Here is a 25,045-nt window from a genome sequence, read left to right as displayed (position 1 = left end):
CGACCTTGAGCCGTTGCGCATGTTCGGCACAGCGGGACAACCGTTCGGGATCAGTGCTTGTGCATCAGGCCATGAAGCACACCGAACCTGAGACCCGCTTCGCAAGCGAGCATGTCTGTAATACCGAAGACCTTGAACGCCGCCAGCATGATCGCCAGGCCACCGGGCAGGATGCCCAGGCGATGGCTCTGCAAACCGGCCAACCTGAGGCGGTCGACATGCCCGACTTCCAGCAGCCGCAACGACAGGCGCAACAACCCGCTGTAGGTAATACCACCTTGCCCAGCGTCATTGAGACCATTGGCCTTGAGCACCTTGGCCAACATCCGCGCCGTACCGGATGAGCCGATCACCTGCTGCCAGCCCTGCGCGCGATAACGCGCCGCCACTTCTTCAAACTGCAGGACTGCTACTCGTTCAGCCTCCAGCAGCGCCTGAGCGGTGATACGTCCGCCCGCAAAGTAACGCGCGCCAAAGGTGCCACTGCCGATGGCAATGCTCTCCGTCAACAACGGCTGAGCGCCCTGTCCCAGAATCAGTTCGGTCGAGCCACCGCCGATGTCCACCACCAGTCGTGTCTGCTCGACACCGGGCACCGCATGGGCCACACCGGCATACACCAGCCGGGCTTCTTCATGCCCGGACAGCACGTCGATCCGAAACCCCAGGTGCCGCTCGGCGCTGGCCAGGAACAGTTGGGCATTGGCCGCTTCGCGCACGGCACTGGTCGCCACCGCCCGTACCCGTCCGGCTTCAAAGCCACGCAGCTTTTTGCCGAAGCGGGCCAGGGCCTGCCAGCCTCGATCCAGTGCCAACTCGTCCAGAGCCCCGGCTTGCAGGCCCTCGGCCAATCGGACCGGCTCGCGCAGGGTTTTCACTTCCTGGATCACCAACTGTCGATTGCGCTTGACCGACTGGCCAATCACCAGGCGAAAGGCGTTGGAGCCCAGGTCAATGGCCGCGAACAGGGGGGCGTCGCCTTTCATAGGGGTGTTCCTTGATTCATCAGCCAGCAGGCACAAGCGCTGCGGGCATCCCACGATGGTTTGCGAGGATCCTGCCATGGGTTCGATGACACCTGGATGACACCCCCTGTTTTAGCCTGCGACAGGCCCATGAAGCGCAGATGACCGTCACTACTATGTAACAAATTGCAACTAGCGTGGGTCGCGCCCCCACGACCGAGTTTTTCATCATGTTTTCAACCCAGGACACCTTGGTACAGCGCATCCACCGCGAGCTGCTGGATCACAATGACGAAGAACTGGAGCTGGAGTTATCTGAAGACGGGCATGACCTGAACGCCTTGTTCGATGAACACGCCCCGGATGGCAGCGAGAAGGAAATCCGCCGATTGTATTTCAGCGAACTGTTCCGCCTTCAGGGCGAACTGGTGAAGCTGCAAAGCTGGGTGGTCAAGACCGGGCACAAGGTCGTGATCCTGTTCGAAGGGCGCGACGCCGCCGGCAAGGGTGGCGTGATCAAGCGCATCACCCAGCGGCTCAACCCCCGGGTGTGTCGCGTCGCCGCCCTGCCCGCCCCGAACGACCGTGAACGGACTCAATGGTACTTCCAGCGCTACGTTTCGCACCTGCCGGCGGCGGGGGAAATCGTGCTGTTCGACCGCAGTTGGTACAACCGCGCCGGGGTCGAGCAAGTCATGGGGTTCTGCACCGACGACCAGTACGAAGAGTTCTTCCGTACCGTGCCGGAATTCGAGCGGATGCTCGCCCGCTCCGGCATCCAATTGATCAAATACTGGTTTTCCATTTCCGACCAGGAACAGCATCTGCGCTTTCTCAGCCGCATCCATGACCCGCTCAAGCAATGGAAGCTCAGCCCCATGGACCTGGAGTCCCGCAGGCGCTGGGAGGCCTATACCAAGGCCAAGGAAATCATGCTCGAACGCACGCACATCAGCGAAGCCCCCTGGTGGGTGGTGCACGCCGACGACAAGAAAAAAGCCCGGCTCAACTGCATCCATCACCTGCTAGGGCAAATGCCCTACGAAGAAGTGGAACTGCCGACCATCGAACTGCCGCAGCGAGTTCGACAGGAAGACTACTCCCGCAGTCCGACGCCACCGGAGCTCATCGTGCCCCAGCTCTATTGAAACCCGCCAGGCAGGGACGCCCGGCACCGAGCCCCACTTTCACTGCCCACTGAATCGGACTGCATCATGACGAACCAGACCCTGGCCATGGACTCATCGAGTGCCATCGCCCCCAGTTCAAGGCCGCAACTCAACCGCAAGCCAAGCGTGCTCACCCTGGTGGTGTTTTTCGCGGTACTGGGCAGTGGCCTGCTGTTTACCGCCTACAGCCTGATGCACGACATGAACGAGCTCGGCACCGTGGTGACCACCTGGACGCCGTTCCTGCTGTTGGGCGTGGCCCTGGTGATTGCCCTTGGCTTCGAGTTCGTCAACGGTTTCCACGACACCGCCAACGCGGTGGCCACCGTCATCTACACCAACTCCATGGCGCCGAACGTGGCCGTGGCCTGGTCGGGCTTCTTTAACTTCCTCGGGGTGCTGCTCGCCAGCGGCGCGGTGGCTTTCGGCATCATCGCTCTGTTGCCGGTGGAACTGATCCTGCAAGTCGGCTCCTCCGCCGGCTTCGCCATGATCTTCGCCCTGCTGATCGCCGCTATCCTATGGAACCTGGGCACTTGGTGGCTGGGCTTGCCGGCCTCTTCGTCCCACACCTTGATCGGCTCGATCATCGGCGTCGGCGTCGCCAATGCCCTGATGCACGGGCGTGACGGCACCAGCGGCGTGGACTGGGCCCAGGCGACCAAGATCGGCTACGCGTTGCTGCTCTCGCCACTGGTAGGCTTCGGCTGCGCCGCGCTGTTGCTGCTCGCGCTGCGGGCCTTCGTCAAGAACCGCTCGCTGTACAAGGCTCCGCAAGGCAACACCCCGCCGCCCTGGTGGATTCGCGGCATGCTGATCCTGACCTGCACCGGCGTGTCATTCGCCCACGGCTCCAATGACGGCCAGAAAGGCATGGGCCTGATCATGCTGATCCTGGTCGGCACCCTGCCGATGGCCTATGCGCTGAACCGCACCATGCCCGCCGACCAGGCCCTGCAATTCGCCGCCGTGGCGCAAGTCACCCAGCAGGCCCTGGTGAAGCACTCGCCGCTGCCGGCCCCGACGGACCCGCGGGCGATCCTGACCACCTACGTTGGCAGTAAGGAGGCGACGCCGCAGTTGGTGCCGGCCCTGGCCGCCATGACTGGCAGCATCGGCGCCGAGGTCAAGGGCTACGGCTCGCTGGCCAAGGTACCGGCCGAAGCCGTGGGCAACGTGCGCAACGACATGTACCTGACCAGCGAAACCATTCGCCTGATGGACAAGAACAAGGTCGGCAACTTCGACGCCGACACCAGCGCCCAATTGCAATTGTTCAAGCAGCAGATCGACAACTCCACGCGCTTCATTCCACTGTGGGTGAAAATCGCCGTGGCCATCGCCCTCGGCCTGGGCACCATGGTCGGCTGGAAGCGCATCGTGGTGACGGTGGGTGAGAAAATCGGCAAGACCCACCTGACCTATGCCCAAGGCGCTTCAGCCGAAACCGTCGCCATGCTGACCATTGGCGCCGCCGACATGTTCGGCTTGCCGGTGTCCACCACCCACGTGCTGTCCTCCGGCGTGGCCGGCAGCATGGTCGCCAACGGCTCTGGCTTGCAGATGCGCACCATCCGCAACCTGTTGATGGCCTGGATGCTGACGCTGCCGGCCGCCATCCTGCTGTCCGGCAGCCTCTACTGGTTGTTCACCAAGCTGTTCTGACCGCCTGTTCGCCGAGGCCTCACCTGACGAGGCCTCGGTTCTCCCGCCCGCCACGGCCCCCTGTGGGAGCGAGCTTGTTCGCGATAGCGAAGGATCAGTTACAAGGTTGGTGACTGACACACCGCTATCGCGAGCAAGCTCGCTCCCACATGAACCATCGCTATCGTCGGGTCGTCGCCCGGAGCAAGCCCCCACAAGGGGATTGGGTGAGTTCACAACCAGAAACGGTTAACATCCCTCTCCTTCGTCTACCCTCTCAGAACGGCGTACCGCCATCCCTGTGGGCGTGATGCTTCAACTTTCCTTGCCTTCCCGTACCGGAGATCTTCCATGCTCAAGCCCTCCCTGGCATTGGCCGCTGGTGTTGCCCTGTCGTTTTGCAGCTTTCTGGCGCAGGCCGCCGACACCCTGAAAGTCAGCGCGATTCCCGATGAGGCCCCGACCGAGCTGCTGCGCAAGTTCAAGCCGCTGGGTGCCTACCTGGAACAACAAACCGGCATGAAGGTCGAGTTCGTCCCCGTGAGCGATTACCCGGCGGTGGTCGAGGCCCTGGCCACTGACCGCATCGACATGGCCTGGCTGGGGGGCTTCACCTTCGTCCAGGCGCGCCTGAAAACCGGCAACGCCATCCCGTTGGTCCAGCGCGAACAGGACGCCCAGTTCACCAGCAAATTCATCACCGCCGACCCCGCCGTCAAATCCCTCGCCGACCTCAAGGGCAAGACCTTCGCCTTCGGCTCGGTGTCGTCGACGTCCGGCAGCCTCATGCCGCGCTATTTCATGCTGCAGGACGGCATCAAGCCGGAGAGCTACTTCAGCCGTGTGGGCTACTCCGGTGCCCACGACGCCACCGTCGCTTGGGTCCAGGCCGGCAAGGTCGACGCCGGGGTGCTGAACGCCAGCGTCTGGGAAAAACTGGTTGCGGCCGGCAAGGTCGACACGACCAAGGTCAAGGTCTTCGCCACCACCCCTGCCTACTTCGACTACAACTGGACGGTGCGCGGAACCCTCGACCCGGCGTTGGCGGCCAAGATCAAGGCGGCCTTCCTGGCCCTCGACCCGGCCAACCCGAAGGACAAGGAAATCCTCGACTTGCAAGCCGCCAGTCGCTTCATCGAAACCAAGCCTGAGAACTACAAGGGCATCGAGGAAGCCGCACGCGCCGCCGAACTGCTCAAATGACCCTGCAACTGACCCAGGTCAGCGTGACCCATGCCAACGGCGTCCAGGCGCTACGGGGCATCGACCTGCACATCGGCGCCGGCGAACAGGTCGCGATCATCGGCCCGTCCGGCGCGGGCAAGTCGAGCCTGCTCAACCTCCTCGCCACCGCCCTGCGCCCGGGCAACGGCGAGCTGCAGTTGCTCGGCGAACGCGCCTGGCAACTGTCCGCCCGTCAGCGTCAGCGCCTGCGCGCGCGCATCGGTCTGATTCACCAATCGCCGCCCCTGCCGCCACGCCAGCGTGTGGTGACGGCGGTCCTGGCCGGAAAACTGGGTCAGTGGGGCATCGGTAAAAGCTTGTTGAACCTGCTGCACCCGCTGGATATTCCAGGCGCCAGGGCGGCATTGGCCCGGCTGGACCTGGGGGACAAACTGTTCGCGCAATGCCAGCAACTGTCCGGCGGACAGCTGCAACGCGTGGGCATTGCCCGGGTGTTGTACCAGGCGCCGGAGGTGTTGCTGGCCGACGAACCGGTTTCGGCTATGGACCCGGTCTTGGCCGAGCACACGCTTTCGGTGCTGTGCCGTCACGCCCGGGAACACAACGTCACCCTGGTCGCCAGCCTGCACGCGGTGGAACTGGCCTTGGCACACTTTTCCCGGGTCATCGGCCTTCGGGACGGGCAGATCCTCTTCGACCTGCCCACCGAGGCGGTCGACCGTCCGTTGCTCGACACGCTCTACGCCAACGAACAGCTGCAGTCTTCGCCAACAACGCCCCACGCGCCCTTGAGCGTGCAGATTCCCCGATGCTGACACGCGATACCCGAGACCCCGCCACCCGCCCGCGCCTGCTGCTCAGTCTGCTGGCGCTTGTGCTGCTGTGGCCGGGCATCCGGTTCAGCGAGCTGGATCTCGGCGTGCTGCTGGCGAGCGACAGCCAGAGCGAAATGGGCCGGTTCGTCGCGGCGTTCTGGCCGCCCGCCCATGGCGACGAATTCGTTGAATTGCTGTGGCAGGCCACCTTGCAAACGCTGGCGATCGCCACGGCCGGCATGGCCCTGGCATTGCTGCTGGCGGTGCCCGCGAGCCTGCTGGCCAGCCGCGCCCTCTCACTGTCGGCGGCCTCCCGCGCCGGGCACCCGGGTTATTGGGGTCAACTGCTGCGCTGGCCGGTACGCGGCGTATTGATCTTCTTGCGCAGCGTGCCGGAAATCGTCTGGGCCTTGCTCTTCGTGCGCGCCGTAGGCCTCGGCCCAACGGCCGGCGTACTGGCGATTGCCATTACCTACAGCGGCATGCTGGGTAAGGTCTATGCGGAAATCTACGAATCGGTCGACCAGCGTCCGGCCCACGCCCTCTTGCAGTCCGGCAGCAGCCGGCTTGCGGCCTTCTGCTACGGGATCCTCCCCAATGTCGCGGCGGAACTGTTGTCGTACACGGTGTACCGCTGGGAATGTGCGATCCGCGCCTCGGTGGTGATGGGTTTCGTCGGGGCCGGAGGGCTGGGTCAGCAAATGGACCTGTCGCTGCGCATGTTCGCCGGCGGTGAAGTGGCCAGCTTGCTGCTGACGTTCCTCGCACTGGTGCTGCTCGCCGATCAACTCAGCCGCCTGCTGCGCTGGAGGCTGGCATGAATCGCCTGCTCAACGCGGTCATGCTCCTGTGCATCGGTGCGGCAGTCGTGGCTTCGTTCATCTACCTGGGCATCGACCTGGGCGAGCTCGGCGACAGCGGCAATCTGCAGCGGATGGCGGCTTATGCGCAGCGCTTTCTCAGCCCGGACCTGAGCCCGAGCCATCTGAAGGCGATCGGTCATGGCGCCCTGGAAACCCTTGCCATGTCCGCCCTTGGCACCCTGCTCGCGGCGATGTTCGGCCTGCTATTGGCCTTGCCGGCGGCCGGGCGCTGCGGCTGGCTGCTGCAAAGCGCTTCGCGCCTGGTGCTCAACGCCTTGCGCGCCGTTCCAGAACTGGTCTGGGCGGCGCTGATGGTCCTGGCCGCCGGGCTTGGTCCCAACGCCGGCACCCTGGCCTTGGCCCTGCATACCACTGGCGTGCTCGGCCGACTGTTCGCCGAGGCCCTGGAAAATACCCCCTCCGAACCGGCCGATGCCATCCGCCTGCAAGGTGGCAATGCCGTGTTGGCGTTCTGCTACGGCACGCTGCCCAACCTCCTGCCCCAGCTACTGGCCTATGTCCTGTACCGCTGGGAAAACAATATCCGCATGGCCAGCGTGCTCGGCTTCGTCGGCGCCGGGGGACTGGGGCAAATGCTCTACGTCAGCCTCAGCCTGTTCCAGGAAGCCCAAGGCAGCACGGTGATCCTGGCGATGCTGTTGCTGGTTTTGGCGGTCGATACGTTGAGCGGTTGGAGTCGCCAGCGTTGGGTCAAGGCTTGAGGTGTTGGGGTAAAACCAACACGTTCGATAAAAGCCTTCCCGAGATCCTGGTCTTTCATTCCGAGAGGCATCGTTTTTTTGGTGTGTATATCCGTTGCTGCGGTAACGGCCACTTAGGGTTGCGCCCTGACGGCGAGTCACTTTCGAAAATCCGGAAGCCGGCCCAGGCGAAAGTGACCAAAGCGCTTCTGCCCCACCGCTCGGTGCCTGCGTTCGGCCATCGTGGTTAACGGGGCACCCCAGATCAACGTCCACCCCGAGGCGGCCTGATAGCCGATCTGGCTCTTGATGGGGACCGCGTTTTTCCTGTGGGAGCGAGCTTGCTCGCGATGAGGGCGGTAGGCTTAACATCCATGTGACTGAACCACCGCCATCGCGAGCAAGCTCGCTCCCACACAGGTTCTTGGTCGTTTATAAGATCAGTGTCCACCGCCGATCCCTGTGGGAGCCGAGCTTGCTCGCGATGGCGGTGGGTCTGCTTGCATCAATGCTGAATGTGCCGCCCTCACGAGCAGGCTCGCTCCCACAAAGTTTTCCCATGGCTCTACGCCCTCTCCATCAACGCCGGCTGCACATCCGCCTCACCCTGCAACAACTCAACCACCCAATCGATAAACACCCGAACCCTGGGCGACAGCTGTCGATGGGGCGGGTACACCGCTGAGATCGGCCACACCGGCACACTGTACTCGCTCAACACTTCGACCAGCCTGCCCTCGGCCAACTGCCGTTGCACGTGGTAACGCGGCACCTGGATCAAGCCGAATCCCGCTTCACAGGCCGTCACATAAGCGTCGGCGTTATTGACGGTCAACTCACTCGGCAATTGCATTTCCCGCACCCGCCCCGCCACCTCGAATTCGAACGGGAAGAACCGTCCATTGCCCGACGCAAAGCCAATGGCCTGATGCGTCGGCAAATCCTCCAGCCGCCGAGGCGTGCCGACCCGAGCGAGGTAGCCGGGGCTGGCACAGGTCAACTGATGCAGGCGCACGATGGGCCGCGCCACCAACCCTTGATCAAGGATAGTGCCGGCGCGGATTGCGCAATCCACGCCCTCGCGCTGCAGATGGACTTGGTGATCGTGAAAACCCATGTCCAGTTGCAACGCCGGGTAGCGGCGATAGAAATCCGGTAGGCGCGGCAGGATCCAGGTGCAGCCAAAGGCAATGGGCATGTCCACCTTCAAAGTGCCACGCGGCTGGCTCCGTTGCGCCGACAACGAACTTTCCAGGTCATCGAGGTCGTCCAGCAACTGGCCGCTGCGCTGGTAATACGCTTGGCCATCGAGCGTTGCGCGCACCTGTCGGGTAGTGCGCTGCAACAGTTGCACGCCCAAATGGGCTTCCAACTGCTGGATCAACAGACTGACCGTGGCTCGGGGCAAGCCAAGGTCATCAGCCGCCTTGCCAAAGCCGCCCAGTTCGACGATTCGCCGAAACACTTGCATGGCCTGTAATCGGTCCACTGTCGCGCCTAATTATTTAGATATTCCGAATAGTTAAACCAATAAACGGGGATTTATCCAGGAAATCCCTTGCTGGAGACTACACAGGTCGTTCATTTCCAGGAGCTATCAGCATGAAGACCCGCCAACTCGGCCATCGCGGCCCTTACGTTTCCTCCATCGGCCTGGGCTGCATGGGCATGTCGGACTTCTACACCACGGGCACGGACGAGGGCGAAGCGATTGCCACGCTGCACCGCGCCGTGGAATTGGGCGTGACGCTGTTCGACACCGCCGACATGTATGGGCCGCATACCAACGAAGCACTGCTCGGACGTGCCCTGCGAGGCAAGCGTGAAAGCCTGTACCTGGCGAGCAAGTTCGGCCTGGTGCGCAGCAGCGATCCCCATGCCCGTGGCGTCAATGGCCGCCCCGAATATGTGCGACAGTCGATCGACGGCAGCCTCAAGCGCCTCGACACCGACTACCTCGACCTCTACTACCAGCACCGCATCGACCCGGAGGTGCCCGTCGAAGAAACCATCGGCGCCATGGCCGAGCTGGTCAAGGCCGGCAAGGTCCGCCACATCGGCATCTCGGAGGCCAGCGCCGAGACCATCCAGCGAGCCCACGCCGTGCACCCACTGGCTGCGGTGCAAAGCGAATACTCGTTGTGGTCCCGCGAACCTGAACACAATGGCGTGCTCGATACCTGCAAACGCCTGGGCATTGCATTCGTCGCCTACAGCCCCTTGGGCCGGGGCTTTCTGACCGGCGAGCTGAAGTCACCGGAGGATTTTGCCGCCGATGACTATCGCCGCTTCAACCCGCGCTTCCAGGCCGACAACTTCAAGCGCAACCTGGCGCTGGTCGAACGGGTCAAGGCCTTGGCCTCGGACAAGGGCATCAGCGCCTCGCAACTGGCCCTGGGTTGGGTATTGGCCCAGGGTGACCACGTCATTGCGATCCCGGGCACCAAGCAGCGCAAGTACCTGGAGAGCAATGTGGCGGCGGCTTCGGTGGCGTTGAACGCTGACGAATTGGCCCAGCTGGATGGGATTTTCACAGGCGACGGTGTGGTGGCGGGCGACCGATACCAGGCGCAGACGATGACGTTGTTGAACGGTTGATCCGTCGGCTGGGCTGTCGGTTTCGACGGGCCGTACTCAAGCAGGCGTCAGTCCAGCCGATAACCCTATCAATAACAGCCCAAGGCCTCGCCGGGCTCTGCCAGTTGCATAGGGTAATAATCAATGGGTTTGCCGCTTAATCGCCTGCTGATGTGGGGCGTCCTGATGTTCCTCGCTGCAAGCACTTACGCGGCAGAGACACCGCTGCGCATCGTGACGGAGGAGCTGCCGCCCTACAACATGACGCAGAACGGGCGCGTGACCGGCATGAGCACCGAAGTGGTCCAGGCCGTGCTCAAGGAAGTCGGCATGGACGCGCCCATTCAGCCGATGCCCTGGGCCCGGGCCTACGACCTGGCGCTCAATGAAAGCAACGTGTTGATCTATTCGATCGTCCGCACGCCTGCACGCGAATCGCTTTTCCAGTGGGTGGGCACCATTGGCCCGACGCAGTGGTATATCTACTCGCTGGCGGACCGGCCGGTAAAACTCGACTCGCTGGCCGACGCCCATGGTCACCAGATCGCCACGGTCAATCAGGACGTGGGCGAGCAATACCTGGTCTCGAAGGGGTTTCGCATCGGTGAGGAATTGCAGTCGAGCACCAAGTACGAACACAACTACCGCAAGCTCAAGGTCGATCACGTCGAGCTGTGGATTTCCAACGAGCTCAACGCGCTGTACCTGACGCGCCAGAATGGCGAAGACCCGGACAAGGTGCTGATCCGCTCCCTGGCGCTTCCCGAACTGAGCAGCGCAGATGGCCTGAACATGGCCTTCAGTCGCAAGACGCCGGCCGAGACGGTGGAGAAGTTCCGCGCCGGTCTTGAGACCATCCGCCGCAACGGGGTCTACGACGCCATCCTGCGCAAATGGTTATGACATGGGTGACCCTTTCCGCACGGCGTCCTCCCAGCCACCACCGACCAAGGCGTTCAGCTCCCTGGGGCGACGCCTGGTGCTGGCAACGCTGCTGTTCTGCCTGTTCTTTACCCTGGCGATGGTCACCTGGCGCACCTGGCTGGCCTGGGAAAACAACCTGGCGGAAATGAATTCGGAGCTGGCCCTGATCGACCAGGTGTTCCAGAACACCCTGGCCCATGCCATTTGGGAACTGGATCGCGAATCTCTCGACCAACAAATCACCAGCGTTGCCGGGGCAGCCCCCGTGGGTCGCGTGGTGTTGAACATCCTGCGCCCCGGGCAAGCGCCTGAAGTCATCGAGCTCAAGCGCTACGCCGTCGATCAATCGGGCGTGGTGCCGGTGCTGCATCGCCAGCTCATCGCCCAGCCCTACGCCGGAGCCCATGAAAAAGTCGGTGAGCTGACCATCGAAGGCGACAACAACCTGCTGTGGGAGCGCCTCTGGAGCGAAGCGCGCAGCATCGTCATCACCCAGCTCATCCAGTCCTTGCTGCTGGCCGGGTTGATCATGACCATGTTCAACCGACTGGTGACCGTGCATGTGGTGCATATCGCCCGTCACCTGGGCGAACTCGCGCCGCATACCCTCAAGCGTCACCTCAAGCTGCAACGGGCGGTGCATCGCCAGGACGAACTGAGCCTGCTCGAATTCCAGGTCAATGAACTCCAGGACAATCTGCGCGCCCACCTCGAACGCCAGCGTTCGGATGAACTGGCCCTGGCCGCCAGCCGCGATCAAATGGCCGAACTGGTGGAGGCACGCACCGCGGAACTGAAAGCAGCCAACCAATCCCTCGAAGCCCTGTCCCGTCACGATGCCTTGACGGGCCTGGCCAATCGTCGCTACTTCGACGAATTGAAGGAAATCGAGTTTCGCCGGGCAATCCGTCACAACACCCCGCTGGCCGTGCTCATGTGCGACGTCGATTTCTTCAAGATCTACAACGACACCTACGGCCACATGCAGGGCGACCTGTGCCTGAAAGAGATCGCCGAAACCTTGCGCAGCGTGTTCGGCCGCTCTGGCGAACTGACCGCCCGCGTAGGCGGCGAAGAGTTCGTCGTGGTCCTGCCCAACATCAACGCCGCCCAGGCCTGTCAGGCGGCTCAACGCTTTCGCACCAGCCTGGCGGAACGTGAGCTGCCCCACAGCGGCTCCAAGGTCTCGCCTTTCGTCACCGTGAGCATTGGCGTCGCCGAGCTGGACCCGGAAACCATGGACCATTTCGATCAATTGCTGCAACGCGCCGACCAGGCGCTGTACCGGGCCAAACACCAGGGACGCGACCGCGTTGCCCTGTAACAACCATCACGCGTCATGAGGTCTGCCTATGCACGTTCGCCTGATACTCTGCTCATGCTTGCTACTCGCCTCGATCAGCCTGCAAAGCCACGCCGAGGCAATCGAAGTCGTGACCGAAGACTCCCTGTACGCCTATCAGCGTGACAACAAGGTCGTCGGGCCGGGCATTCTCATCGCCGAGGAGACGCTGAGAAACGCGCAGCTCACCGATTACAGCCTGTCGCTGTACCCGTGGGCCCGGGCCTACGAAAAAGCATTGCACGAGCCCAACGTGCTGATCTTCCCACTGGACCGCACCCCGGCCCGCGAGGCATTGTTCAAATGGGTGGGTGAAATACATCGGGTGGCGAGCCGGCTCTATAAAATGCGTGACAATAAAGATATCGCCGTCAACAACCTCGAAGAGGCCAAGCAGTACAGCATCGGTGTGGTGCGCAATGACGCCAAGCAGATTTACTTGCAACAGCGTGGGTTTACCCGGTTGGTCATCTCGGCCAACAACCACGACAACTTTCAAAAACTGCTGAATCGGCAGATCCAGTTGCTGCCGATGCCGGAAAACACCGCGCGCCTGATGAGCCAAGATGCCCAAGTGGATTTCACTTCATTGGAAGAGGTCTATACCCTCGATGAACAACCCCACAGGGTCCACCTGGCCTTCAGCCTGAGCACGCCGGATGACGTCGTCGCCAAGGCCCAACTCGCTTTCGAAAAACTCAAGGCGTCCGGTGAAGTCGCACGGATCATGAACGAACAGCGGTAGACTCTGGGGGATCACACCGCAAGCAACGATGAGGTATGTCCCGATGAGTAAAGCGTCCTACGTTCCGCCCAAGGTCTGGGAAAACGACGCCCCGTCTGGCGGCCAGTTCGCCAGCATCAACCGCCCTGTCGCCGGGCCGACCCATGACAAAACCTTGCCGGTTGGCAAGCACCCGCTGCAGCTCTATTCCCTGGCCACGCCCAACGGCGTGAAGGTGACCATCCTGCTGGAGGAACTGCTGGCGCTGGGTCATACGGGCGCGGAGTACGATGCCTGGTTGATCCGCATCGGCGAAGGTGACCAGTTCTCCAGCGGCTTTGTCGAGGTCAACCCCAACTCCAAGATCCCGGCCCTGCTGGACCGCAGCGTGGAACCCGCCATCCGGGTCTTCGAATCCGGCTCGATCCTGCTTTACCTGGCGGAAAAATTCGGCGCCTTCCTGCCCACCGACCCGGCGGGCCGCACCGAAACACTGAACTGGCTGTTCTGGCAGATGGGCTCCGCCCCGTACCTGGGCGGTGGCTTCGGACATTTTTACGCGTACGCGCCGGAGAAACTCGAATACCCGATCAACCGCTTCACCATGGAAGCCAAGCGCCAACTCGACGTCCTGGACCGCCGCCTCGGCGAAAGCCAATACCTGGCAGGCAACGACTACACCATCGCCGACATCGCGGTCTGGCCCTGGTATGGGCAACTGGTGCGCAACAACGTGTACGGCGCCGCCGAATTCCTGAGTGCCCACGAATACACCCATGTGCAGCGCTGGGCAGAAGAAATTGCCAAGCGCCCAGCTGTCCAGCGCGGACAGCGGGTCAATCGCACGTGGGGTGACGAGGCGAGCCAGGTGCCGGAGCGGCATGAGACTGGGGATTTGGGCTGAGGCCGGGTCGCATGTCGGATCGCTGGTAAACCCCGGTTTTTTTTGACCAGCACAGCCCCCTGTGGGAGCGAGCTTGCTCGCGATAGCGGTGGATCAGCCGACATCGATGCTGAATGTGCCGACCTCATCGCGAGCAAGCTCGCTCCCACACTGGATGGGTGGTGAACCTCGGTTTCTCGACTGGCACCGCCCCCCTGTGGGAGCGGGCTTGCTCGCGAAAGCGGTGGATCAGCTTGCAGTGATGCTGAATGTGCCGACGCCATCGCGAGCAAGCTCGCTCCCACAGTTCTTTCCCCAGATTTTCGTCAAGTGTTCAGCGGTTGGCTTCCAGCCTGTACCCATCGCCCGCCGACGCCGGAGTCGTTTCAGTGGCCAGGGCAAAAACACACTCATCCAGATAAGGCCTGACATCTGCCCATTTCTTGCGATCGGCGATAAACCCCCGCAGCTTCTTGCCGGCATCCACAACATCCGGTTCATGCGCCATCAACATGAGCCTGGCGACTGAACTGGCGTCATCGTCCTTGTGCTTGGCATGATCCTGCCGCGCGTAAGAATGAAACTCCTCGATCCGCCCCAGCACAGCCTCGGCGCCTCCCATGCACTTGTCACCCAGCACCTCTTCGCGCCGCTGCGCATGCCCCCCGGCAAAGCTGTCCTGGACAAGGTGAAGCAAACTGCCAAACGCCACCTGATTCACATTCGCCCGCAACCATGGACGCCCCACCGCAAAAAGATCCTGCACGGTCTGGCCGTTATTGAAATGCTGTTCCCAGCCTTCGATCTTGATGTCTTTCAAATAGGTATTGATGGGATAGGTTCCATCGGCAACCCCCCAGGCGAACTCGGCCCACATCATGATTTCACGCTTGGTCTTCTCCGGCGCGTTGCCTTCTTGGGACGCCATTGCATGCAAGAATTGCAGATCGCCAAAATGCGAACGAGAGATGTAGTTCCCCGCTCCCATGAACGCCATCGGATCGGAAACGCTTATGGCCTCTGCTTTCTCGAAGAGATTGACCCAACACCGCGTCTGCGAAATAAACCCAACCGAGTAACGCCCATTGCAGCCCTTGGTCTTGGCGTCTTCCGCGCCCGGCATGAATACCGGATCATCGTTCCAGCGAACCCCGGCAATAACGTAGGCGCCGGCATTCTCCAGGTTGGGGTTACTGCAATCCTGCCAATCCCCGTCACATCCATAGATCTTCTGCGTCAGCGCCTCATGGGCAGAATCGGAAAAGTTATGCAGCGCAAAACTGGCGAAAGGCACCGTCGCCTTATAGGAAACCCCATATTTCTTGGCCATCTCCCGCTCAGCCAAGGTGCCATCCGGCGAGAGCTGAAAAGCGTTGGCCTGGCAGATGCAACCCAACAAAACACCCCAAGCAACTCCCGACATGGCTTTGTATGTATTCATGGATTGTCTCTGGGCGATGACGAGCTGGTTCTCGTTTCGCGCTTGGGGTTGGTTGTGGTGAATGGCAAGACGCCATCGTCGAAGCATAGCGGGTGAGTCTTTGCCGTCCAGCAAGAACTGGTTCTTCCGTAGGTTTCCCCGAGACCTATACGAAAGTCTCTGCCCAACAGACGGAGCAAACCCCAACCAAAAGCCCCTATGGACCACCCCCGCAAATAGCACAAGCTCACGCCCACACAAGCCCCTCAGCCGTGACCGTTACAGCGAAAGGACCCCGCACGCATCCCTCGTACGCATCACGTCGCGCTCAACCGAGTCCAGCCATGAACCTACCGAACCTCTTCAACCAAGCCCGACCCCGCACTCAAGGGACGGTCAGCGTGGCCTGCACTTCGGGTGAACTCGACCAGGCGCTGGCCAACGTACGTATCACCCCAGTATTAATCACCGGTTTCGTCTCCCCTCACCTGGACATCGACCAGATCGCCACCAAGATCAAGAAGCGCTTCCCCCACAGCGCTATCAGCCTGTGCACGACCTCGGGTGAGCTGTGCAACGCTGCAAACACACTGTATTGCCAGACCGGCGAGACCTGGGATCGGGTGGTGTTGCAGCTGTTTGACGCCAGTGTGATTGTGTCGGCCGAGGTGGTGATGGTGCCGCTGGAGTGCGAAGACATTCGCGGGGGCGGCAAGCGCTTGGCCATGCGTGAGCGCATTACCCGATTGGTGAATAACATCAAGCAGGCGCAGGTGAGCACGCCCATCGACCATCGCGATACCTTGGCCTACGTGGTGTTCGATGGTCTTTCGGCTTCCGAGTCGTTTTTTATGGAAGCGCTCTATGAATCGGGACGCTTCCCCTGCTTGTTCGTCGGCGGCTCGGCCGGTGGCAAGACGGATTTCAAAAAGACCCTGATCAGCGATGGGCAGCGCAGCTATCAGAACCATGCGCAGATTGTCTTCCTGAAAACCGCGGCGGACGTGCGCTTCGGGGTGTTCAAGAGCCAGAACTTCCAACCGGCCGGGTTGACCTTCAGCGTGCTGACCGCGTCGGTCGAGGACCGCACCATCGACCAGGTCATCGACAGCCGCGGGAACATCAAGAGCATGGTCCAGGCGCTGTGCGAGGCATTCGAGTGCAGTGCCCAGGCGCTGGAGAAGAAGCTGGCCGATTATTCATTCGCCATCCGCGTGGGTGATGAGCTGTTCGTCCGTTCCATTGCCCGCATCGACTATCAGCAGCAGATCATCCAGCTGTTCTGCGACGTGGCGCCCGGCGAAGAGCTGGTGATGGTCAAGCGCACGCCCCTGCGCGAGGCGACCCGGCTCGACTACGAGAAATTCCTCAAGGGCAAAGGTGGTCGGCCGGTGGCCGCTATTCTCAACGATTGCATCCTGCGCCGGCTCAACAACAGCAGCGATCTGGGCAGCATGGCCGGCATTTTCGGGGATGTGCCTTTGGCCGGCTTCTCGACGTTTGGTGAAATCCTCGGCTTGAACCTTAACCAGACGCTCACGGCGATTTTCTTCTTCAGAGTCACCAAGGGCGCCGGTTTTGTCGATGAATACGTCGATAACTTCATCGCCCACTATGGCGAGTTCAAGGCGTTTTTCCTGCGCCGCCAGATCAAGAAATTGGCGGGCCTGAACCATGTCGTGGTCAAGCAGATCATGGCCTTCAAGATGAATGATTTCAGCAGCGCCTTGGACACTCGCGGCCTGGACCAGACAATCCTGCCGGTGTTCGACGGCCTGACAGACCTGGGCCAAGTATTGGCGCAGGCCAGCCAGCAGCAAGCGCAGATGGCAACGCAAATCAAGCATTACTCGGGCGAGCTTCACCTGTCGATGGATGACCTGACGGGCACGATAGACCGGCAAAACAGCGTCGCCGAGCAGGCCGGTACCACCGTCGAGCAACTGGCCACGCAAGCGGGTGAAGCCGTGGTCGGTGCCCGAGCGCTCGCCAGTTCGAGCTTGCGTATTCAGTCGATCGTGCAGGTCATCCAGCAAATCGCCGGACAGACCAACCTGTTGGCCCTCAACGCCGCCATCGAAGCCGCGCGGGCGGGTGAGATGGGCAGAGGGTTTGCGGTGGTGGCCGATGAGGTCCGCAAGCTCGCGGAAATCACCCGCCAGAATGCTGCGGAAATCGGTGTGGACATCGACCTGCTCTCGACGGAGATCCAAGGGGTCGCCCAACAGATCGAAGACCAGTCCGTCGCCGTGAGCGCCCTGCGCGAGATGCTCGATGCACTGGAAGACTCGAGCCGTACCACCGAAGGCACGGCACAACGCACAAAGGCCATCGCGGACACCTTGACCGGGCTGACTCACGCCAGTGCTTGAGGCCGAGTCGCCCAGGCACTGGATCGAGATTGGGCGACCACCGCAGATCCTGCTGTGGTGGATCAGTTTGCAGTGATGTTGACTGTGCCGCCGTCATCGCGAGCAAGCTCGCTCCCACAGTTTTTGAGTTGCCCGCAGGCATCACAATTACCCTGAGCTCCCACAGGGATTTGTGCCCACTGGGAGCTTGTGGTTGTTCGCAGCCGTCACCGTCAGGGAATCAACATCTGCACCTGCCCCGGCACGACGATCTTGATCACCCCCGCCCAGGTGCACATCAAGGTGCTGTTCGCATCGATGGCCGGCATGTTGCCCAGCAACAGGGTCGGTGCGCCGCCGGGGATCCACGGGGCGGCGGTGGCCGGGATGCAGGGCATGGGGGTCAGCACGCCAAGGGCCGCTGCGGTGGCCGCGGCCACGGTGGGGTTCGCCAGGCTCATGCACATGCCGAAGGTGGTGATGTTCACCAGCGGGATGTGATCCATGATGTTCGCCGCCGGCATCCCGCCGGTCAGCAGGCGATTGACCGGCAGCACATTGAGCACCGCCGGGGCTGCGCCGAAGCTGCATTGCAAGGTCGCGGTGCCACAGACTTGCGGGCATCCCATCGCGGCGGCTCCTTTGAAAGCGACTCATCCAAAACCATAGCTCGCCCGCATCCGATGCGCACGCCGCCATGCATCAAGCCCGCTGATTATCCGGCAACACGCTAACCTATAAGACCCTGGCGTGCTTGTGACGCCTCCCACGCGCCATTAGATTAGCCAATGATCGATGGCCTCCAAAATAAGCAGAAGGGATAAGCATGGCGTTTACTGATCAGTCCACCCGCGTGCGCGACGGTGAAGAACTCGATGCCAACCTGATCGACCCGTACCTCAAGGCCCACATTCCCGGCCTGACCGGCCTGCCGCGGATCAGCCAGTTTCCCGGGGGCGCGTCGAACCTGACCTACCTGCTGGAATACCCCGAACAGGAATTCGTCCTGCGCCGGCCGCCGTTCGGCCACAAGGCCAAGTCCGCCCACGACATGGGTCGTGAGTTCCGCATCCTCAACCAATTGCGCGAAGCGTTCCCGTACTGCCCCAAAGCCTATGTGCATTGCACCGACGAAGCGGTGATGGGCGCTGAGTTCTATGTGATGGAACGCGTCAACGGCATCATCCTGCGCTCCGACCTGCCGCCGGAGCTGGGCTTCGACACCGCCCGCACCGAAGCGCTGTGCAAGAGCTTCATCGACCGGCTCGTCGAATTGCACCGCGTCGACTACAACGCGTGCGGCCTGGCCGACCTGGGCAAGCCCGAAGGCTACGTGGCCCGGCAGATCCGTGGCTGGAGCGACCGCTACGAAAAGGCCCTGACCCCCGATGCGCCGAAATGGGAGACGGTCAAGGCCTGGCTCAACGACAAGATGCCCGCCGACCACCCGACGTCCAGCATCGTCCACAACGACTACCGCTTCGACAACGTGATCCTCGACCCGCAGAACCCGATGCAGATCATCGGTGTGCTGGACTGGGAACTGACCACCCTCGGCGACCCGTTGATGGACCTGGGCAACAGCCTCGCCTACTGGATCGAGGCCGACGACCCGGCGCCAGTGCAACTGATGCGTCGCCAACCGAGCCACGCCCCCGGCATGCTGACCCGCCGCGAATTCGTCGATTACTACGCCGAGCGCGCCGGGATCCGCATCGACAATTTCGACTTCTACTACACCTACGGCCTGTTCCGCCTGGCCGGGATCGTCCAGCAGATCTACTACCGCTTCTTCCACGGCCAGACCCAGGACAAACGCTTCGCGCAGTTCGTTCAGATGAACACACTGCTGGAGCAGATGAGCCTGCAGGTCATCGGTAAATCCACGCTCTGAGCGCCCCCATAACAAGGAAACAGCATGTCCAAGACCCAGTTGTTCGACCTCGACGGTAAAATCGCCTTCGTTTCCGGGGCCAGCCGCGGCATCGGCGAAGCCATCGCCAAACTGCTGGCCCAGCAAGGCGCCCATGTAATCGTGTCCAGCCGCAAGCTCGACGGTTGCCAGCACGTGGCCGATGCGATCATCGCCGCCGGCGGCAAGGCCACCGCCATCGCCTGCCACATCGGTGAAATGGAGCAGATCAGCCAGGTGTTCGCCGGTATCCGCGAACAGTTCGGGCGCCTGGACATCCTGGTGAACAACGCCGCCACCAACCCGCAATTCTGCAACGTCCTGGACACCGACCTGGGGGCGTTCCAGAAAACCGTGGACGTGAACATCCGCGGCTATTTTTTCATGTCCGTGGAAGCCGGCAAGCTGATGCGCGAAAACGGCGGCGGTAGCATCATCAACGTGGCGTCGATCAACGGCATCTCGCCGGGGATCTTCCAGGGCATCTACTCGGTGACCAAGGCCGCGGTGATCAACATGACCAAGGTCTTCGCCAAGGAATGCGCGCAGTTCGGCATCCGCTGCAACGCCCTCTTGCCAGGCCTGACCGACACCAAGTTCGCCTCGGCGCTGGTCAAGAACGACGCGATCCTGAAGACCGCCCTGGCGCAGATCCCCCTCAAGCGCGTGGCCGACCCAAGCGAAATGGCCGGCGCGGTGTTGTACCTGGCCAGCGATGCGTCGAGCTATACCACGGGCGTGGCGTTGAATGTGGATGGTGGGTTCCTGTCCTGACGGCGGGCTTAATGGAATTCCTGTGAAATCACCTGTGGGAGCGAGCTTGCTCGCGATAGCGTTTCATCAGTCATACAAGTACTGGCTGACCCGCCGCTATCGCGAGCAAGCTCGCTCCCACAATGGATTCTCTGGGATCGCAGAAATGAATATTTATTCCAACATTTGCAATTAAAGAATATTTATTCCATAAAGAGCCCTCCTGAAAACAAAAATTCAAAGGGCTCTTTCTCATGCGCGAACTCGGCATCGGTCTGATTGGCACCGGCTTCATGGGCCGTGCCCATGCCTTGGCGTTCCACAATGCCAAAGCGGTGTTCGACCTCCCCCTGAACCTGACACTGACGGCCCTGGCCGACGCCGATCCGCAGCGTGCCCGGCAATGTGCCCAAAGCTGGGGGTTCGAGACGGCCCATAGCGACTGGCAACGGCTGATCGACGACCCGAAGGTTCATCTGGTCGCCATTACCACACCGAACCATCTGCACTTCCCGATGGCCATGGCCGCGCTGGCGGCTGGCAAAGCGGTCTATTGTGAAAAGCCTCTGGCGGTTTCCCTGGAGCAGGCCGAGCAGATGCGCCAGGCGGCCAAGGTCGCCGGGGTGGTGACGCGGGTCGGCTACAACTACCAGCACAACCCGATCATCCAACGGGCGCGGGACATGATTCAACGCGGCGAACTGGGGCAGATCATCAGTTTCCAGGGCGAATTCAGCGAAGACTTCATGGCCGATCCCGCCTCGCCGTGGTCATGGCGTTGCGAAGCGACCCACGCCGGTGGCGCACTGGCGGACCTGGGCAGCCACTTGCTGGCCATGGCCCGGCACTTGTTGGGCGATGTCGAGGCCGTGTGCGCCGACAGCCAGACCGTGCACCACCAGCGCCCTGCCAGCGCCGGCAATGTCGAACAGCGGGCCATCGCCGTGGATGACCAGGTCCACGGGCTGCTGCGTTTCGCCAGTGGCGCCCGGGGCACGGTGAGCAGCAGTTGGCTCAAGCACGGCTACAAGAACCACCTGAGTTTCGAGATCAGCGGCACCCTCGGCACCCTGGCGTTCGATCAGGAACGGCTCAATGAACTGCGCCTGTGTCGCGCCGGTCAGCCAGGCTTCCAGCGCCTGCTGGCGGGCCCGGACTTGCCTGGCTATGCCGCGTTCAGCCCGGCTGCCGGGCATCAGTTGGGTTACAACGAATTGAAGACGTTGGAGGTGCAGGAGCTGATCATGGCCCTCACTGGCGAAGGCGCCGGCGGGACAGACTTCGACGAGGCCTGGGAAGTGGAGCGGCTGGCGGCGGCGATTCGTGTGGCGGCGCGGGAGGAGCGTTGGGTCAAGGTGAGGTGAGCTATAACCGCTCATTTGTGCCCATTTTGTGAACCTTTGGAAAGGGACTTATCCCCACCTGTGGGAGCAAGGCTTGCCCGCGATGAAGATGACGCGGTCTCCCTGGGAACCGAGGCGCCTGCATCGCGAGCAAGCTTTGCTCCCACGCAGCGGGGATAAATCCCCTCGCCACAGAGGGTGTCCAACTTCAATCTTGGGTTTGCAATTCAACCAACCTTGCCGCCAACGCCTTGGCCTGGCTCGCCACATCGGTCACGGCAGTACTTTCCCACCACATCCCCCGCAGTGGCGGGCCCATGGCGAACAGGCGGCTGGCCGGCTCGCCGTGGGCATCCCGCACCGCGCCATCGGCACGCGCGGCGATGCCCAGGGCCAGCGGCCCCGGCTGGATCAGCCCTCGCGCCAATAGCTGTTGCGGTAACGGTCTGGCAACGCGACGCCAGTCATATTCGATGCCGCTGGAGTTGATCAACGCGGCGCCCTGCACCACTTCCAGTCCAGCCTCGTTCCGTCGGCGAATGCAAATGGCCACTAAGCCTTCGGCAGACGTTGCCAGCCCCTTGAACGACGCCGCATGAATCCGCAACCGCCCTTCCCCGTGCAAACGCGCCACCAGCTCCGCACTCAACGGTGGCGAGCGATGGTGATGGCTCTCCCACCATGGCCGCACATGCCGCACGAACTGTCGGCGCTGCACATCGCTGGCCTGGTTCCACAAACGCCCGATGTGCGCGCGTACCGTATCCAGCGGCGCCTGCCAATCGATCCCTTGGGCTTGGGCCTGGCGGCATTGCTCGCGCAGGGCTCGCATCAGTTGGCGGGGCGAACGCAGGCTGGGATCCTCGGCGAGGAAATCCACCCAGGCCGGCGGTTGGCGGCGCACATGGGGCAGCAGGCCATGGCGGGAAAACACTTCGATCAGCCCGCGATGCCCGGCCTGTTCCAGGGACACGACGGCATCGACCATGGTCAGCCCCGAGCCAATGATCAGCACCGTGGACTGCGGGTCGAGCTGACGCATCGCAGCCACATCCCAGGGATCCAGGGCCGCGGCATTCAAGCCGCTGGATTCGGTTTGCGGGGTGCGCGCCGCCGGGAACATGCCGGTGGCCAGCACCGCGAAACGGCCACGCAAGATTTGGCCATCGTCCAGCGTCACCATCACGGCATCGTCGACAAGCCGCAGGTCCACGGCCTCCCCACGCACATGCTCGGCGGTCGAACCGTTTTGTGCGCCCCTCTCGCGCGCTTCGGCCAGGCGTTGCTGCACATAGAGGCCAAACATCCCCCGGGGTGGGAACAACTCGCTGATGGGCACGTGCTGCTGATCCGACTCGGGCCAGCCGCCGGCTTCGATGAACGCGGTGAGCCATTGAGTCAGGTCATCGGCGTTGTCCGGGTCAACGCTCATGCGCGCCGCGTTGCCGTTCAAGGTGTGGCCCAGTTCCACGGCACTGTAGGCTTCGCCCCGGCCCAATTCACTGCGCGGCTCGACGATCAGCACCTCGCGCCGGCCCGGCAGGCGCAGCAACTGCGCGGCCAGCATGGCACCGCTCAGGCCGCCGCCGATGATCAGCATATCGGCTTCGCGGATGAGCCCGCCGCCCTGTCGCTCCAGCGCTGTGTCCATACCGCTCTCCCCAGGCATCAAATCACCACGTTGCGTACGAATCTCGCCGCCACCGAGCCATCGTTGCGATAGGCATGGGGCTGGTTGCTGGCGAACATGAAGAACTCACCGACGCCTATGCGACGCTCTTCGCTGCCCAGCAACAACGTCAGGCAGCCTTCGAATACATAAAGTTGTTCGCTCCATCCATCTGCGTCGCACTCGGAATGGTAATGCTCGCCCGGCTCCAGCCGCCATTCCCAAAGTTCTACCTCACGGCTGGCGGTGGCCTTGGCGAGCAACACAGCTTTGCTGCCCGGGATCACACCGGTCCAGACCAGTTCGTTGATGCGGCTCGGGTCGCGGGCGTCGGGCGCTTGAATCAAGTCGCTGAAGGCGACATCGAGGGCTTCGGCGACCCGGTCCAGGGTGGTCAGGCTGACGTTCTTTTCGCCGGCCTCGATAGCCACCAGCATCCGCCGGCTAACTCCCGACAGCTCGGCCAGCGCCGTCTGGCTGAGCTCGGCGGCATGCCGCAGACGACGGACGTTCTGGCTGACGTGTTGCAGGACGGAGGCCCGCTGGCCGGATTCTTTGTGCACTATATTGCTCACATGGCTGGGTTGCGCATTATACTGCCCAACTTCGGACGCATTGTGCGTCCGCCTCAAGTGGCGCGCAAGGTCATGGCATCGGCGAACTCCCCGCAAGCTTCCCCCCGTTTCTCAAGGTTCAGCAAGGCCGAATGCGTGCTGGTGCTGATTACCATGATCTGGGGCGGGACTTTCCTGTTGGTGCAGCATGCCATGACGGTCAGCGGGCCGATGTTTTTCGTCGGCCTGCGCTTCGCCGCCGCAGCCGCGTTTGTCGCGCTGTTTTCCTGGCGGCAGCTGCGAGACCTGACCCTGTTCGAACTCAAGGCCGGGTGCTTCATCGGCGTGGCGATCATGCTCGGTTACGGCCTGCAGACCGTCGGCCTGCAAACCATCCCCAGCAGCCAATCGGCGTTCATCACCGCGCTTTACGTGCCGTTCGTGCCCTTGCTGCAATGGCTGGTGCTGGGCCGTCGACCGGGCTTGATGCCCAGCCTCGGTATCATGCTGGCGTTCACCGGACTGATGCTGGTATCGGGCCCGGCCGGGGCCTCGCTGAACTTCAGCCCCGGTGAAATCGCCACGCTGATCAGCGCCATCGCGATTGCCGCCGAAATCATCCTGATCAGCGCCTATGCCGGCCAGGTCGATGTGCGCCGGGTGACCGTGGTGCAACTGGCGAGCACGGCGGTGCTGGCGTTCCTGATGGTGGTGCCGACTCAGGAAGCGATCCCGGATTTTTCCATGTTGCTGCTGATCAGCGCCGTGGGCCTGGGCGCCGCCAGCGCAGCGATCCAGGTGGCGATGAACTGGGCACAGAAAAGCGTCTCGCCCACCCGCGCCACACTGATCTATGCCGGCGAACCGGTCTGGGCCGGCATTGCCGGACGCCTGGCGGGTGAGCGGCTGCCGGCCATTGCCTTGTTCGGCGCGGCGCTGATCGTGGCGGCGGTGATTGTCAGTGAGCTGAAGACCCGGAGCAAAGGTGAGGTCGAGGTTGATGAGGTGCTTGAGCGCGAGCAGTGAGGCCGGTGGACCAGCGAAATAGCAGCGGGCAAAATCCTGTGGCGAGGGGATTTATCCCCGCTGGGTCGCGTAGCGGCCCCGAAACCTGCCGGTGCGGTGTGTCAGCTCTATGGAATTACCTGCTTTGGGTCTGCTGCGCAGACCTGCGGGGATAAATCCCCTCGCCACAGGTGATGTGTATCACGCGGTATTTGTGGCTAGCTCTGACTCTATCTCCCCTCCCCC

General features: G+C 62.3%; 22 protein-coding genes and 1 pseudogene. 17 read left to right on the top strand and 6 right to left on the bottom strand.

The window, feature by feature from the left end; translation table 11 throughout:
- Window positions 1-50: 50 nt before the first annotated feature.
- On the bottom strand, window positions 51-986 hold the full coding sequence (locus AC3A5O_RS08890) for a Ppx/GppA phosphatase family protein (protein ID WP_122565820.1): 936 nt from the start codon (window positions 984-986) through the stop codon (window positions 51-53).
- 209 nt (window positions 987-1,195) lie between these two features.
- On the opposite strand from AC3A5O_RS08890, the gene ppk2 reads away from it, so the two are divergent.
- From ppk2 to phnE, 6 genes are all read left to right on the top strand, one after another.
- Window positions 1,196-2,113 carry a polyphosphate kinase 2 gene (ppk2, locus tag AC3A5O_RS08885; RefSeq protein ID WP_122565821.1) on the top strand — a complete coding sequence of 306 codons (918 nt, stop codon included), beginning with the start codon at window positions 1,196-1,198 and terminating at the stop codon, window positions 2,111-2,113.
- Window positions 2,114-2,179: 66 nt separating this feature from the next.
- Window positions 2,180-3,799: an inorganic phosphate transporter gene (locus AC3A5O_RS08880; protein ID WP_487753112.1), complete on the top strand. Its 1,620-nt coding sequence runs from the start codon at window positions 2,180-2,182 to the stop codon at window positions 3,797-3,799.
- A 330-nt stretch (window positions 3,800-4,129) separates the two neighbouring features.
- Window positions 4,130-4,981, top strand: a complete 852-nt coding sequence (locus AC3A5O_RS08875) for a putative selenate ABC transporter substrate-binding protein (protein WP_122565823.1) — start codon at window positions 4,130-4,132, stop codon at window positions 4,979-4,981.
- The gene (locus AC3A5O_RS08870) at window positions 4,978-5,778 is read left to right on the top strand and encodes a phosphonate ABC transporter ATP-binding protein (protein ID WP_305467451.1); all 801 of its coding nucleotides are present in this window, start codon (window positions 4,978-4,980) and stop codon (window positions 5,776-5,778) included. The genes AC3A5O_RS08875 and AC3A5O_RS08870 overlap by 4 nt, the downstream gene beginning before the upstream one ends.
- Complete coding sequence (locus AC3A5O_RS08865; protein ID WP_305467453.1) at window positions 5,772-6,599, top strand: PhnE/PtxC family ABC transporter permease; 828 nt, start codon at window positions 5,772-5,774, stop codon at window positions 6,597-6,599. Before AC3A5O_RS08870 ends, AC3A5O_RS08865 begins: the two co-directional genes overlap by 7 nt.
- Complete coding sequence (gene phnE / locus AC3A5O_RS08860) at window positions 6,596-7,363, top strand: phosphonate ABC transporter, permease protein PhnE (protein WP_487753111.1); 768 nt, start codon at window positions 6,596-6,598, stop codon at window positions 7,361-7,363. The genes AC3A5O_RS08865 and phnE overlap by 4 nt, the downstream gene beginning before the upstream one ends.
- Window positions 7,364-7,907: 544 nt before the next feature.
- On the opposite strand, the gene AC3A5O_RS08855 is transcribed toward phnE, so the two are convergent.
- Entirely contained in the window at window positions 7,908-8,831 is a 924-nt protein-coding gene (locus tag AC3A5O_RS08855; RefSeq protein ID WP_122565827.1) for a LysR family transcriptional regulator, read from the bottom strand.
- Window positions 8,832-8,944: 113 nt separating this feature from the next.
- Here AC3A5O_RS08855 and AC3A5O_RS08850 point away from each other — a divergent pair, with 113 nt between their 5' ends.
- The 5 genes from AC3A5O_RS08850 to yghU all read left to right on the top strand — a co-directional run bounded on the left by AC3A5O_RS08850 (window position 8,945) and on the right by yghU (window position 13,813).
- Window positions 8,945-9,940 carry an aldo/keto reductase gene (locus AC3A5O_RS08850; protein WP_305467458.1) on the top strand — a complete coding sequence of 332 codons (996 nt, stop codon included), beginning with the start codon at window positions 8,945-8,947 and terminating at the stop codon, window positions 9,938-9,940.
- 123 nt (window positions 9,941-10,063) lie between these two features.
- Complete coding sequence (locus AC3A5O_RS08845; RefSeq protein WP_122565829.1) at window positions 10,064-10,822, top strand: substrate-binding periplasmic protein; 759 nt, start codon at window positions 10,064-10,066, stop codon at window positions 10,820-10,822.
- A 1-nt stretch (window position 10,823) separates the two neighbouring features.
- Window positions 10,824-12,167, top strand: coding sequence for a GGDEF domain-containing protein (locus tag AC3A5O_RS08840; protein WP_122565830.1), 1,344 nt, complete (start codon window positions 10,824-10,826; stop codon window positions 12,165-12,167).
- 28 nt (window positions 12,168-12,195) lie between these two features.
- A complete protein-coding gene (locus AC3A5O_RS08835; protein WP_122565831.1) occupies window positions 12,196-12,930 on the top strand; it encodes a substrate-binding periplasmic protein in 735 nt (244 codons plus the stop codon).
- 43 nt (window positions 12,931-12,973) lie between these two features.
- On the top strand, window positions 12,974-13,813 hold the full coding sequence (yghU, locus tag AC3A5O_RS08830; protein WP_487753110.1) for a glutathione-dependent disulfide-bond oxidoreductase: 840 nt from the start codon (window positions 12,974-12,976) through the stop codon (window positions 13,811-13,813).
- 313 nt (window positions 13,814-14,126) lie between these two features.
- On the opposite strand, the gene AC3A5O_RS08825 is transcribed toward yghU, so the two are convergent.
- The gene (locus tag AC3A5O_RS08825; protein WP_487753109.1) at window positions 14,127-15,233 is read right to left on the bottom strand and encodes a hypothetical protein; all 1,107 of its coding nucleotides are present in this window, start codon (window positions 15,231-15,233) and stop codon (window positions 14,127-14,129) included.
- Between the two features lie 323 nt (window positions 15,234-15,556).
- Here AC3A5O_RS08825 and AC3A5O_RS08820 point away from each other — a divergent pair.
- Both AC3A5O_RS08820 and AC3A5O_RS08815 read left to right on the top strand, forming a co-directional pair.
- Window positions 15,557-16,711, top strand: a pseudogene (locus tag AC3A5O_RS08820) (FIST signal transduction protein); the annotation flags it as partial.
- A gap of 195 nt (window positions 16,712-16,906) precedes the next feature.
- Window positions 16,907-17,584, top strand: a complete 678-nt coding sequence (locus AC3A5O_RS08815) for a methyl-accepting chemotaxis protein (protein WP_487753133.1) — start codon at window positions 16,907-16,909, stop codon at window positions 17,582-17,584.
- A 212-nt stretch (window positions 17,585-17,796) separates the two neighbouring features.
- Here the strand turns inward: AC3A5O_RS08815 and AC3A5O_RS08810 are convergent, their stop codons facing one another.
- Complete coding sequence (locus tag AC3A5O_RS08810) at window positions 17,797-18,192, bottom strand: DUF4280 domain-containing protein (protein ID WP_003202818.1); 396 nt, start codon at window positions 18,190-18,192, stop codon at window positions 17,797-17,799.
- A 197-nt stretch (window positions 18,193-18,389) separates the two neighbouring features.
- Between AC3A5O_RS08810 and AC3A5O_RS08805 the strand changes: the two genes are divergently transcribed.
- From AC3A5O_RS08805 to AC3A5O_RS08795, 3 genes are all read left to right on the top strand, one after another.
- A complete protein-coding gene (locus AC3A5O_RS08805) occupies window positions 18,390-19,457 on the top strand; it encodes a phosphotransferase family protein (RefSeq protein WP_122565836.1) in 1,068 nt (355 codons plus the stop codon).
- 24 nt (window positions 19,458-19,481) lie between these two features.
- Window positions 19,482-20,249 (top strand): SDR family oxidoreductase, encoded by a 768-nt coding sequence (locus AC3A5O_RS08800; protein WP_003180553.1) that lies wholly within the window; start codon window positions 19,482-19,484, stop codon window positions 20,247-20,249.
- A gap of 233 nt (window positions 20,250-20,482) precedes the next feature.
- A complete protein-coding gene (locus AC3A5O_RS08795; RefSeq protein WP_354338383.1) occupies window positions 20,483-21,592 on the top strand; it encodes a Gfo/Idh/MocA family protein in 1,110 nt (369 codons plus the stop codon).
- 187 nt (window positions 21,593-21,779) lie between these two features.
- Here AC3A5O_RS08795 and AC3A5O_RS08790 read toward each other — a convergent pair whose 3' ends face one another.
- Window positions 21,780-23,222 (bottom strand): FAD/NAD(P)-binding protein, encoded by a 1,443-nt coding sequence (locus tag AC3A5O_RS08790; protein ID WP_305481784.1) that lies wholly within the window; start codon window positions 23,220-23,222, stop codon window positions 21,780-21,782.
- A gap of 17 nt (window positions 23,223-23,239) precedes the next feature.
- A complete protein-coding gene (locus AC3A5O_RS08785) occupies window positions 23,240-23,803 on the bottom strand; it encodes a helix-turn-helix domain-containing protein (protein WP_305481785.1) in 564 nt (187 codons plus the stop codon).
- 12 nt (window positions 23,804-23,815) lie between these two features.
- Here AC3A5O_RS08785 and AC3A5O_RS08780 point away from each other — a divergent pair, with 12 nt between their 5' ends.
- Entirely contained in the window at window positions 23,816-24,820 is a 1,005-nt protein-coding gene (locus tag AC3A5O_RS08780; RefSeq protein WP_305483191.1) for a DMT family transporter, read from the top strand.
- Window positions 24,821-25,045 lie beyond the last annotated feature (225 nt).

It is taken from the genome of Pseudomonas sp. Soil_N_39, from assembly GCF_057655955.1.
Note: the sequence above shows the minus strand (reverse complement) of the source record. Positions and strands in the feature narration are given on the sequence as shown.